A 13,027-nucleotide genomic window follows, 5' to 3' on the forward strand; every position below is an offset into this window, starting at 1 on the left:
ATAATTCATTGTTTTCTCACCTAAAACAAAACGGATTTTGCCTAAGAGGGGTGCAAATGTAATGTTATTTATTTGAAAAGCAAGGGGTGAGAATAAAATTTAAGACAAAAGACCGCTGTACTGAAAGGCAAATGAATAAAGACTTTTTTTGTTGATAAAATAACTTTGCGGCTTTGTGTGAAATTTTTTTCACACAAAGCCGCAAAGCATTCAATTTCAGTTTCAAAATCTTGGTTGTTTAGTGAAGCCAGAGTATTGATTTTACAGCTATTCCAAAGTCAAGATTAAATCATCTTTCATTACCATTGTACCAGGTTTTAAAGATAAAGATTTTATTTTTCCAGGTTTGTTCGCGGTAATCGTGGTTTCCATCTTCATCGCTTCAATAATAAAGAGGTGATCGTTCTTTTTTATTTCCTGTCCCTTTTTTACCAATACTTTATACAAGCTTCCCTGTAATGGAGCGCCGTATTGGTTGGTGTCCTGCGGATCGATTTTTACATGAACCTCTTTTTCTACTTTAATAGACTTGTCTTTTATTTCTATAAAACGGTTTTCACCATTTACCGAAAAGAAAACGATACGCACACCATCATCATTTGGGATTCCTACAGAAAGCAGTTTTACAATAATAGATTTTCCTGGCTCAAGTTCAATAATAGCCTCTTCCTGAAGCTTCATTCCGAAAAAGAAATTTTGGGTAGCGAGAATGGCCACATTTCCAAATAATTTATATTTTTCGTGAGCATCTTCAAAAACTCTTGGATACAAACTATAGGATAGAAAATCTTCAAACTCAATAGGTCTTGTAAAACCTTGCTGAAATTTTTTACTGAAAACTTTAAATTCCGTATCAAAATCTATGGGTTCCAAATGGGCATTGGGCCTATCTGTATATGCCTTGTTGTTTTTCAGAATTATCTTTTGAAGCTCTTTAGGAAAGCCCCCCAAAGGTTGTCCCAAGTCACCCTTAAAGAAATTGATAACAGATTCTGGAAACGAAATATCTTCTCCGCGCTCCATAACATCTTCGGGGTATAAATTATTAGTTACCATAAAAATGGCCATATCGCCCACTACTTTTGAACTGGGAGTAACCTTCACTAAATTCCCGAACATTTCATTTACTCGCGAGTACATTTTTTTCACGTCATCAAAACGGTTGCTCAAGCCCAATGCTTCTGCCTGTGGTCGCAAATTTGAATACTGTCCACCCGGAATTTCATGCTGATATACTTCAGCAGTTCCAGCTTTTAAACCAGATTCAAACGGATAGTACATTTCGCGTACATCTTCCCAATAATTAGAAAATTCATTGAGTTTATTTATGTCGAACTTGTTTTCACGATCCTGATTTCGCATCATTTCAACAATTGAATTGAAATTGGGCTGTGAGGTTAAGCCCGACAACCCGCCCAAAGCAACATCAATCACATCTACGCCCGCTTCAATTGCCTTTAAGTAAGTAGCAGATTGAATGGAGGAAGTATCATGGGTGTGTAAATGCAACGGAATATTTACCGTGTCCTTTAATGCCGAAACCAATTCGGTGGCAGCATAAGGTTTTAACAATCCAGCCATATCTTTAATTGCAATCATGTGGGCACCAGCATTTTCAAGGTCTTTTGCAAGTTGGGTGTAATATTTTAAGGTGTATTTGGTTTCTTTGGGGTCTAAAATATCACCTGTGTAACTTATGGCTGCTTCGGCAATTCCGCCAGTTTTGTTGCGAACATAATTTATGCTCGGTTCCATGGCTTTCACCCAGTTTAAGGAATCGAATATCCTAAAAATATCAATTCCATTTTCCCAGGAAGTTTCGATGAATTTTTCAATAAGATTATCAGGATACGCTTTATAGCCAACGCCATTGGAACCGCGAAGCAACATTTGGAAGAGGATATTTGGCATCAATTTTCGAAGTTCGCGTAAACGTGTCCATGGACTTTCATTTAAAAACCGAAGACAAACATCAAAAGTAGCACCGCCCCACATTTCAATACTAAAAATGTTGGGATGGTTTTTGGCGAAGCTTTCTGCCACGTTAAGCATATCGTGGGTACGCATCCTAGTTGCAAGTAAAGATTGATGGGCATCGCGGATCGTGGTGTCTGTATAATGTATCTTTTTTTCAGCTTTCAACCAAGCACAGAATTTTTCAGGCCCCATTTCTGTGAGCATATCTTTGGTTCCTTTAGGAAAGTTTTCCATTGGCTCCACCCTTGGAATTTTGGGGGTTCTGAAAATTCTATTTTTATCAAAAGTTTTTACATCGGGGTTTCCATTTACAATTACTTCGCCTAAGTAATTCACGATTTTTGAAGTTCGGTCCTGCGAAAGTTTAATCTCAAACAAGGCGGGCGTATTGCCAATAAAATTGACGGTAGCTTTACCTTCTTTAAATGTTTCGTGTTGAATTACATTTTGAAGAAAATGGATATTTGTTTTTACCCCGCGTATGCGGAATTCTTTTAAGGCGCGAACCATTTTGCGAACGGCTCCGTCCAAAGTCCTTCCATGTGCCGATACTTTTACGAGCATCGAATCGAAAAACGGGCTTACGCTGTAGGACTGGTAAATACTCCCTGCATCCAGACGTATGCCCATGCCCGCGGCACTTCTGTAGGTGGTGATTGTGCCGTAATCTGGCGTAAAATTATTTGCGGGATCTTCGGTGGTCAAGCGGCATTGAAGTGCAAAACCATAGGTGGCTAGCGATTCCTGGCCATAAATTTTTATTTGTTGGTCTGAAAGTTTATAGCCGCCCGCAACAAAAATTTGAGTCTTTATAAGGTCTATGCCCGTTACCATTTCGGTAACAGTGTGTTCTACTTGAATTCGAGGGTTTACCTCAATAAAATAAACGTCGTCTTTCTGATCAACTAAAAATTCTACAGTCCCAACATTGTTATAATTCACTTCTTCGGCAATACTGATGGCGTATTTATAAAGTGCTTGTTTAACATTTTCCGAGACATTAAAAGAGGGTGCAATTTCTACTACTTTTTGGTGTCTTCTCTGTACAGAGCAGTCGCGCTCAAAAAGGTGACGGATGTTTCCGTGATTATCTGCAACAATCTGGACCTCCAAGTGTTTTGGATTCTCAATATATTTTTCAAGAAACATCGTATCATCCCCAAAAGCATTTAAGGATTCGCTTTTTGCAGACTCAAAGTTGTTTTTTAAATCGTCATCGGTTCTAATTATACGCATTCCTCTTCCGCCACCGCCAGATGCTGCTTTGAGCATTAACGGATAGCCAATGGCATTGGCTTCGGAAAGGGCAATTTTTAAAGAAGATAGCTTTTTGGTGTTACTTTTTATAATGGGAACCTTGCATTTTTCGGCGATTTTTTTTGCGGTTATTTTATCGCCCAGAGCATCCATAACTTTTGGGTCCGGGCCAATAAAAATGATTCCGTTTCTAGCACAATTTCGCGCAAATTCTGAATTTTCAGATAAAAATCCATATCCTGGATGGATGGCATCTACGTTTTTAGATTTTGCCAATGCAATAATAGCATCGCCATCGAGATACGGTTTTAAAGGTTGATCGTTTTCGCCTATTTGGTATGATTCATCTGCTTTATAGCGATGTTGTGAATAGCGGTCTTCATAAGTAAAAATGGCGACCGTCTTCAAATTAATTTCTGTACAGGCACGTAATATCCTGATTGCAATTTCACTGCGATTGGCGACCAACACTTTTTTAATTTCCATGGAAAAAGACTTTTAATTTTTAGAATATACAAAATATAACCCGTCTGGATAAAGATAGAAAATACTATGCACGCATAATAAATAAGTGTAGCTTATTTATCAACATTTTATCGCTAAGAAATTATGTAAGGGTTTTCACTTTTATAATTTCGTATAATAAAATCCAGTGCGCTTTTTAAAATTTCGCCCATATTCTTGGATTTTTTGAACTTTACGTCTCCCGTCAAATTGAATAAATCCATCTTTAATTCTTTAATTTTTTGAGGTGTAGAAATATGGTCGTTTAGCATACAATCCATAAGTTCTTTAAGACGATTTTTTTCGCTAGTAGCCCTTTTTGCCAATAAGGAACGCTCTTCGTTTTTGTACTGTTCTATTGATGCTTCCTGTAGTAATTCGGAAGTCATTTTTACCAATTTATTGTTTTCTTTTAAAAACTGTGGAAGGTAAACCTTTGCATTGCCCTCATAACTTTGCTGGTCAAAATCTATGGCGCGGATTCTATATTGAATCCGGTCAAAATCGTGGGTTAGCACCATTACATAATTATAGGACCGCATATCGCCCAAGAGGCGGACAAAACACCGTTCGTTAAATTTTACAAACTCTTTTGCTATTTCCTTTTTATCCCTTTCAGAACATGTGTCGAGGTTATTTTCGATAAAATCGTCTCCTGGAATGCCAGAAATGTGTTCCTCAATCAACGTATTTCCGTGAACCAAAAAGTTGATGTGGTTGGGTGAAAGAAGGTGTTCCAATTCCAAACCATAAATACGGGAAGCATCGGCTTTTTTTATGTAGAGAAAAAGATAGTTGTCGTTCAATATATTACGGACTTTCACGCGAAAAGGTTTTGAATTCCCAAACGTGCAAAAGTCTATACTGTCAATATTTAAATAGGGTAGCAGAATATCACTTCCATCAGAATGTAATATGGAATACATTCTTTTTAGGCTGAGTTTTATTTCTTCGGCTTCAAACTCAGAATAATACACACTAACCCACAGCGTGTCATTCCCGTTTTTGTCATAAATGTTCACCGAGCCTTGAAAACGCATAAGGTCGTCATAATAAATAGGAATTTTTATATTACGTCCATGGCGGGTAAGATATTTTGAAAGCGCTTCGGTAATAGGGTAGGCGGGTTTCTTTTTTGAAATCAGTTTGCTCATCTCTTTAGTAAATATTTACTAAAGGTATGGATTTAAAATAAGGACGTAGGACCGCTGTGCTGAAAGACGTAAGACAAAAGACCGAAAAATTATAATTCGTTTTCGATTTCTATTTCGATTTCAAAAGATTACTCTTTCACAAACTTTTTCAAAGCCACATTTTTCCCAGAATACAACTGCACATAATAAACGCCAGAAGCTAAGCTGGAAACATCCACAGTTGGAGAAACCGTATCAATATCCAATTCCAAAACCTTGCTGCCCGCTATTGTATAAATGTTTATTTGGTCTATGGTTTTGTCTTGGGTGTTGACTTGTAGCGAATTCTTTGCCGGGTTTGGATATATCGTTATAGCGGTGGCGAAGGGGTTTTCTTCTAGGCCTAATGTTTGGGCGTGTTTTATGATCCAGAAATCAAAATTCCCTTTTGAATTATCAGTTTTATCTCCTGAAATATTTGAATCTGAATACCCTCCTAAAATTAGACTACCATTATTTGATAGAAAAGAAGAATATAACACGTCAACATCAGCGCCACCGATAGTATTTTGCCATTCTATTATACCAACATTGTTAATTTTTACTATCCAGTAGTCTTCTTCCCCCATTGAATTTTCCGTTTTATTTCCTGAAATATTTGAATTTGAATACCCTCCTGCAAGATAACCTCCATCATTAGTTTGGGTAATTGATTTCAACAATTCTTCATCCTCGCCACCAATGGTTTTTTGCCATTCAATATTACCAATACTATTTGTTTTTATTACCCAAAAATCCAAATCTCCAAACGAATTTTCAGTTTTATCGCCTGAAATGTCAGAACGGGAGGTTCCACCTAGAATATAACCTCCATCAGTTGTTTGCTGGATACGATATCCTTGGTCATAATTATCTCCGCCAATAGTGTTTTGCCACTCTATATTATAAGATGCATTAAATTTTATAATCCAAAAATCCGAAGCTCCAATTGAATTTTCGGTTTTATCTCCAGAAATATTCGATTCTGAAGATCCTATTAAAACAAATCCTCCATCATTTGTTTTGGCAATGTCATATACTGCATCATAAGAAGAGCCACCTATAGTTTTCTGCCATTGTATAATGCCAGCAGAATTTAATTTTACTATCCAGTAATCCACACTCCCTTTTGAATTTTCGGTTTTATCTCCAGAAATATCGTTGTCAGAAGAACCGGCTAAAATATATCCACCATCTGAAGTTTGAATTATGGATTCAAGAACTTCATAATCATTATCTCCGAAAATTCCTCCGCCAATTGTATTTTCCCATTCAATATTTCCGGAAGCATTTAGTTTTACTACCCAATAGTCCACAAATCCCAAACAATCTTCAGATTTATCCCCTGAAGCGTTTGATATAGATAATCCTCCAATAATATAACCGCCATCCGCAGTTTGAGAAATCGAATATGGACGATCATCACTAGTGCCTCCAATAGTATTTTGCCATTCAATATTTTGATTGCTATCCAGTTTAACTATCCAAAAATCCCATGATCCAATACGATTTTCTGTTTTGTCTCCAGAAATGTCAGAAATGGAAAATCCGGCCAAAATTATTCCACCGTCGTCTGTTTTATTTATTGAATATATTAGGTCTTTATCGCTCCCCCCAATAGTACGCTGCCAAAGAATATTTGGGTCTTGGGCATAAATGACAGAAGTGAAAAGCAACAGTGCTATAAGGGTAATTGTCTTTTTCATAATAAAGTTTATTTGGGTTTTCGGGGTGCAATATATATATAAGCAACTAAAAAATAAAATACGTTGTTTTGAGGTTTATTTAATTTTTATCAAAAACCATTATTTAAGCTTTGTAGCTTCACGAAGTATGCTGTCTTTAATATTCGCCCAAGTTATTGGTTTGGTCATAATCGGCATTTCATCCTTTTCGGCATCTTCAAAATAAGTCAAGCTTTTAATGACTAAAAACGAGGAGCCGTCTTCGTATTTTTTAGCATAGAAATCAATCATTTCTTTTAATGAGAAATTTTTCAGCAGAAAATACAGATCGATAAAATCTTTTTTACTTCCCCTTCCAGAAATTGCATTTAGCTTCATTGCGGCAATATCTTCCAATGAAGCTAATCTGATAGAATCAACTGTTTCAGTTTTTTTCAAAAGTGGATAATTATAGTTTACGAAATCTATTTTTATACCATTAACGGTATAAATTATAATGTTTTTGCTTTTTTTAAGCACAATGGTTTTTCCAAATAGGGAAAGTTCTTGGGCAAATTCTATCTCGTTTATTTCAGAATTCCCGAATAAATCAATATCTACCGAAAGGCGGTGCCCAATTTGAAGCGCTAACGCAGTACCACCCACAAGATTGAAGCCTTTAAAAGTATCTGATTGCATCAACCCATCTAAGAGTTCCAAAAGCTTGGCATCGACGTTTTGTGTGTATAGCATCTAAATTCTTTTTTATCAATATCGAAAATGGCCGATAGAAATGAGAGCGTCACAGCATCCAATTCCCTAAATAAAAGTGATGTCTGTTTAATGGTTTCCAGCCCATAAATTTCTTTAATAAGCTCCCAATCTTCCATCAATCCGTACTCCAAAACCCTGTGAATTATAAATTCCTTCGATTTTTCAAAATCAAGATCCGCTTTATTCACGTCCCAAAAAAGATGTTCAGATAAATCGAATATAGAATGAACAGCAGCCATAAAAGGATATTGATTTAAAAGATTATAAATATCGAAAAAATAATATTAAAATCGTGTTTATTTGGGGCAGAGTTCCCCCTTCGGGGGTTAGGGGGCTTAATGCGCCTCCAACCAATTTTCCCCAACCCCTAAATCTACATCCAACGGAACGGTGAGCTTATAGGCGTTCTCCATTTCGTGCTTTACCATTGTTTTTAATTTTTCGAGTTCGGGTTTGTAGGTGTCGAAAACAAGTTCATCGTGTACTTGAAGTAGCATTTTACTTTTGTAGTTTTCCGTTTCCAGTTTCTTATGAATATTTATCATCGCAATTTTAATGATATCCGCAGCACTCCCCTGTATTGGAGCGTTCACGGCGTTTCGCTCTGCGGCGCCACGCACTACTTGGTTGCTTCCGTTTATGTCTTTTAGGTAGCGTCTTCTTCCCATTACAGTTTCTACATACCCGTTTTCACGCGCAAACTGAATCTGCTCGCTTATGTAATTACGAAGTTTTGGATAGGTTTTATAATAAGTGTCAATCAAATCTTTTGCCTCGCCGCGGGAAAGATCGGTTTGGTTGCTCAACCCAAAAGCGGATACGCCATAAATAATTCCAAAGTTTACAGTTTTTGCGTTACTTCGTTGTTCTCGCGAAACTTCATTTAAAGGAACATTAAAAACTTTTGAAGCGGTGGAAGCGTGAATATCTTCCCCATTTTTAAAAGCTTCAATCATTGTATCTTCCTCGCTCAAAGCTGCTATAATACGCAATTCTATTTGTGAATAATCCGCCGCCATCAAAACGTAATCCTCGTTTCTCGGGATAAAAGCTTTCCGAACCTCACGCCCGCGCTCAGTTCTAATAGGAATGTTTTGAAGGTTTGGGTTGTTACTGCTTAAACGGCCTGTGGCGGCAACCGTTTGCATATAATCTGTGTGCACGCGGCCTGTAGATTTTTCAACTTGCCCGGGAAGCGCGTCAACATAGGTGCTTTTCAACTTTGCAAGACCGCGATATTCCAAAACATCGCGAATAATTTTATGGTCTTTTGCCAAATAGGAAAGCACATCTTCTGCCGTTGAATACTGTCCCGTTTTGGTTTTTTTCGGTTTGTCAATTAATTTTAATTTTCCGAAAAGAATATCGCCCAACTGTTTTGGCGAAGCGATATTAAATTCTTCTCCAGCTTCTTCATAAATATTTTTTTCGAGCTGAAGAATATCTGTATCCAATTCTTTGGAAAGTTTTTTCAGAAATTCCTCGTCAAGGTTTATGCCTTCCAATTCCATATCAGCAAGAACGCGAAGTAACGGAACTTCAATTTCATCAAAGAGTTTTTGAGTATTCGCCTCGCCAAGTTCATTTACAAAATGTTCTTTTAGCTGAAAAGTTACGTCTGCATCTTCCACAGCATATTCGGTTTGTTTTTCAACCGAAACATCGCGCATATTTAATTGATTTTTACCTTTTTTACCAATTAATTCTGTAATGGAAACGGGCGTATAATTTAAATAGGTTTCGCTCAAAACGTCCATATTATGGCGCATATCTGGGTTTATGAGATAGTGCGCGAGCATGGTATCAAACAATTTTCCTTTTACTGAAATGTTGTATTTCGCTAAAACCTTAATGTCATATTTAAGGTTTTGACCTATTTTCTGAATGGATTCGTCTTCAAAAAAGGGTCGCAATTCTTCCAAAAGTTGTTGTGCCTCTTCTTTATTTTCGGTGAAAGGAATGTAAAAACCCTTTCCTTTTTCCCAAGAAAAAGCGATGCCAACCAATTCTGCCTCCAATGGATTCAAACTTGTAGTTTCAGTATCAAAACATACACTTTTTTGCTTCATCAAATTTTGAAGAAACAACTTGGTTCCCATTCCTGGCTGTACGGTTTGGTAGAAATGTTCCGTATTTTCTATGGTAGCGCGCGAGTTATAATTTTTTATTTCTTCAGCAGCTTCTCCTTCGCCGCCAAAAAGTGAAAACTGTCCGCTACCTGCTGACGATGAAGTTGCTTTCTTTGCACTTTCAGAGTTTGATATCTGCGTCACTCTTTCGGAAGTACCTTCTTCAGAAAACAATTTTAAAAACTGATCTTTTAATCTTCGAAATTCGAGATCTTCAAAGATTTGTTGCACCTTTTCGCCATCTGGCATTGAGAGTTCGTAATCCTTTTCATTAAAAGTAACATCGCAGGTTACACAGATGGTTGCAAGTTTTTTGGAAAGCAAACCGAGTTCAGCGTTTTCTTCAATTTTCTCTTTCATTTTTCCTTTCAGCTTTTCTGTATTTGCTAAAAGATTTTCCATCGTACCGAATTCAGCAATGAATTTCTTCGCGGTCTTCTCGCCAACGCCGGGCAGTCCGGGAATATTATCACTGGCATCACCCATCATCCCCAAATAATCAATCACCTGTTCGGGACGCTCCACGCCAAAACGTTTTTGTATTTCGGGAATTCCCCAGATTTCAATGGCGTTGCCCATTCGTGCCGGACGGTACATAAAAATATTTTCCGAAACCAACTGCCCAAAATCTTTATCGGGCGTCACCATAAAAACTTGGTAGCCCTCTTTTTCGGCTTGTTGGGCTAGTGTTCCTATAATATCATCTGCTTCCAAACCGGAAAGTTCTACGCACGGAATGTGCATTGCTCTAATGATTTCTTGAATAATTGGAATTGATTGTTTGATAACATCTGGCGTCGCGTCGCGATTTCCCTTATAATCCGGGAAAAGTTCGGTCCGTTCCGCGCTTCCGTCCTTGTCAAAACAAACCGCGAGATGATCCGGCCGTTCACGGCGAATAACATCAAAAAGTGAATTCATAAAACCCAGAACGGCCGAGGTGTCCTGACCTTTGGAATTTATGGTTGGGTTTTTTATAAGCGCATAATACCCGCGAAAAATTAGGGCATAAGCATCGAGAAGGAAAAGGCGTTTTTGGGTGGACATAATATTAAGAATATTGAGTTGTCAGTCTGAGCTTGTCGAAAACGATCTTAAGAAGAATATAAATTACTTCGGAAGCACTTCGACAAGCTCAGTGGGACAATTAGTCAAAAAGTGATTAGCCCCAAAAATAAAAAGAACGCTTCAGAATCGAGCGCTTTTCCCTGAAAAAGAAATTACTGTTTCCAGATTTATTGATCGACTGAATAAGTGGAGCGATTTATCTTTTTGGATAGGGAAGAAATATTTTTTTTTGATAAAGTGATTTACATCGTTATATATCGCTAATATTCAATATTTTAAATTAAATTTATGAACAGCTAAATCCAAATATTATGAAAATAATACTATTAATTTTTATTCTTTTCGTCTCAAGCCTCGTGGGACAAGACAAGAATACAGAGATTCTTTGGGATACTTATGGGGTTCCCCATATTTATGCTAATGACGAATCTTCATTGTACAAGGCCTTTGGTTGGGCGCAGATGCATAACCACGCAGATCTTATATTACGGCTATACGGCGAATCCCGCGGCAGGTCCGCTGAATATTGGGGCACAAAACTGGAACAGGACAAAATGCTGCATCTGCTAAATTTTCCCGAATTGGGAAAGACCGAATATAATCAACTCAACGGCAACCTTAAAAACATCGTAGATTCATTTGTTTCCGGAATGAACGCATACGCCCAACAGAATCCCGACCGTATTGCCGAAGAGTTGAAGGTTGTTCTTCCTGTTAAACCCGATGATATTTTAGCCCATTTATTGCGGACACTTTATTATGATTTTTTAATAAGTCCAGAAATTGGAAAAGGTAAAAGTTGGAGTCCTGGGTCCAATGCATGGGCGGTAGGGCCAAAACTCACTGTAAGTGGAAATTCAATTTTACTTGCCAATCCACATATGCCATGGTTGGATGAAATGGCTTCCTACCGTTTTATGGAGGCTCAGCTCAATCGGGGTGATAATATGCAGTATGGCGTTGCCCTAATTGGTGTTCCAATCTTGGGAATTGCCTTCAACCATAACCTGGGGTGGACACATACAGTAAATCCATTGGACAATGTTGATCTTTATGATATTAAAGTAAAGGACGGTAAATATATACTTGATGGAACATCCCACGATTTTGATATTTCTGAAATAACCATAAAATCACGTGATAAAAACGGTGAAATAAGCGAAGAAAAGATAGAACGAAAAGTTTCAAAACATGGTGTAATCATTTCAGAGAAGGGCGATAATGCCCTTGCCTTGCGCTACCCTTATATGACCGATCCGCCGCAGATGGTAAAGCAATGGTATGATATGGGCCAAGCGAAAAATTTTGATGAATTTGAAGCAGCATTAAAACAAAATGCCCTTCCTCTTTTTAATGTTATCTATGTCGATAAGGATAAAAATATTTTCTACTCCTTTGCAGGGAATGTTCCCCAGAAAAAAGGCGATTGGGCAGATTGGAAAAATGAGGTTTCCGGTGCCGAAAGCGATTTGATATGGGATAGTTACCATTCCTATTCAGAATTACCCAAATTAAAAAACCCAAAAAGTGGCTGGCTTCAGAATGCAAACGACGGACCTTATTTTGCTACCTATCCTCAAGAAATTAAGGCTTCAGATTATGATGAAGATATTTCGGAATCCAAAATTCGTTTCAGGCCGCAACAATCCATTCAATTGATAAGCGAGGCAAAAGATCTGACATTGGAAAAATTTATTGGTCTTAAAAATTCTACATCCTGCTTGTTTTTCTTCCGTATCAAGGATGAACTGGAAGCCATGAAGAAATTAACCACAGACCCAGCGACTCTCGAAGGTTTAAATGCGCTGACTTCGTGGAATGGAAATTTTGATGCGGATAATATGCAGGCAGCTTTTTTTATCGGATACTTTATTTCTCCTTTCATTAATTATTCCAATTTTTGGGAGATAGATTGGTCCGCAGATGCGCCATTGAGTACTCCAGATGGGATTAAAGATCCAGAGAAAAAACTTAAGATATTAAAAGGATTTACGGAGTATTTTAAAAAAAGGTATGGTAGCTTGGAGATTCCGTATGGCGATTTGTACAGAATAAAAATAGGAGAACGGGAGATTCCGGCGAATGGAGGTATTGGCAGTTTTGGTGTTTTTAGAACCCTCGATTTTCAACCCGGTGAGGATGGAAAATCTTATGCGTATATGGGTGATGGATATGTATGCGCTACTGAATTTGGCGAAGAACCTACGGCAAAGGTTCTAATGACATTTGGCAATGCAAGCCAAAAAGGGAGTAAACATATAGGCGATCAACTAGATTTATTTGCAAAAAAAGAAATGCGAGATGCGTTGCTTACTAAGGAGGATGTCGAAGCAAACCTTGAAGAGCGCGAGACTATCAAGTAGCTTTTTGTTATTATTTAAGTCTAAAAATAGAAGAGTGTTTTACTTGCAATTAAGAAGCCCTTTAGACCTGTCAGGTTTTGAAAACCTGACAGGTCTTTTCTTTTCGATATTTAAAACCA

General features: G+C 37.6%; 7 protein-coding genes. 1 reads left to right on the top strand and 6 read right to left on the bottom strand.

The genetic code is table 11. From position 1 onward, the window contains the following. Positions 1–267: 267 nt before the first annotated feature. From AEQU1_RS03660 to polA, 6 genes are all read right to left on the bottom strand, one after another. A complete protein-coding gene (locus tag AEQU1_RS03660) occupies positions 268–3,720 on the bottom strand; it encodes a pyruvate carboxylase (RefSeq protein WP_111878841.1) in 3,453 nt (1,150 codons plus the stop codon). A gap of 113 nt (positions 3,721–3,833) precedes the next feature. Beyond that, a complete protein-coding gene (locus tag AEQU1_RS03665) occupies positions 3,834–4,892 on the bottom strand; it encodes a hypothetical protein (RefSeq protein ID WP_111878842.1) in 1,059 nt (352 codons plus the stop codon). Positions 4,893–5,020: 128 nt separating this feature from the next. Further along, entirely contained in the window at positions 5,021–6,616 is a 1,596-nt protein-coding gene (locus AEQU1_RS03670; protein ID WP_111878844.1) for a T9SS type A sorting domain-containing protein, read from the bottom strand. A 99-nt stretch (positions 6,617–6,715) separates the two neighbouring features. Next, positions 6,716–7,327 (bottom strand): nucleotidyl transferase AbiEii/AbiGii toxin family protein, encoded by a 612-nt coding sequence (locus AEQU1_RS03675; protein WP_111878846.1) that lies wholly within the window; start codon positions 7,325–7,327, stop codon positions 6,716–6,718. Continuing rightward, positions 7,282–7,587: a DUF6922 domain-containing protein gene (locus AEQU1_RS03680; RefSeq protein WP_111878847.1), complete on the bottom strand. Its 306-nt coding sequence runs from the start codon at positions 7,585–7,587 to the stop codon at positions 7,282–7,284. Before AEQU1_RS03680 ends, AEQU1_RS03675 begins: the two co-directional genes overlap by 46 nt. Positions 7,588–7,683: 96 nt before the next feature. Continuing rightward, positions 7,684–10,524 carry a DNA polymerase I gene (gene polA, locus AEQU1_RS03685; protein ID WP_111878849.1) on the bottom strand — a complete coding sequence of 947 codons (2,841 nt, stop codon included), beginning with the start codon at positions 10,522–10,524 and terminating at the stop codon, positions 7,684–7,686. Positions 10,525–10,856: 332 nt separating this feature from the next. On the opposite strand from polA, the gene AEQU1_RS03690 reads away from it, so the two are divergent. After that, on the top strand, positions 10,857–12,908 hold the full coding sequence (locus tag AEQU1_RS03690) for a penicillin acylase family protein (RefSeq protein ID WP_111878850.1): 2,052 nt from the start codon (positions 10,857–10,859) through the stop codon (positions 12,906–12,908). Positions 12,909–13,027: the final 119 nt, after the last annotated feature.

Origin of the sequence: Aequorivita sp. CIP111184, assembly GCF_900489465.1 — a bacterium.
Lineage (GTDB): Bacteria > Bacteroidota > Bacteroidia > Flavobacteriales > Flavobacteriaceae > Aequorivita.

Coding starts and splice junctions, on each gene's coding strand:
- AEQU1_RS03660 (WP_111878841.1), bottom strand. CDS start 3,720: ATGGAAATTAAAAAAGTGTTGGTCGCCAATCGCAGTGAAATTGCAATC.
- AEQU1_RS03665 (WP_111878842.1), bottom strand. CDS start 4,892: ATGAGCAAACTGATTTCAAAAAAGAAACCCGCCTACCCTATTACCGAA.
- AEQU1_RS03670 (WP_111878844.1), bottom strand. CDS start 6,616: ATGAAAAAGACAATTACCCTTATAGCACTGTTGCTTTTCACTTCTGTC.
- AEQU1_RS03675 (WP_111878846.1), bottom strand. CDS start 7,327: ATGCTATACACACAAAACGTCGATGCCAAGCTTTTGGAACTCTTAGAT.
- AEQU1_RS03680 (WP_111878847.1), bottom strand. CDS start 7,587: ATGGCTGCTGTTCATTCTATATTCGATTTATCTGAACATCTTTTTTGG.
- polA (WP_111878849.1), bottom strand. CDS start 10,524: ATGTCCACCCAAAAACGCCTTTTCCTTCTCGATGCTTATGCCCTAATT.
- AEQU1_RS03690 (WP_111878850.1), top strand. CDS start 10,857: ATGAAAATAATACTATTAATTTTTATTCTTTTCGTCTCAAGCCTCGTG.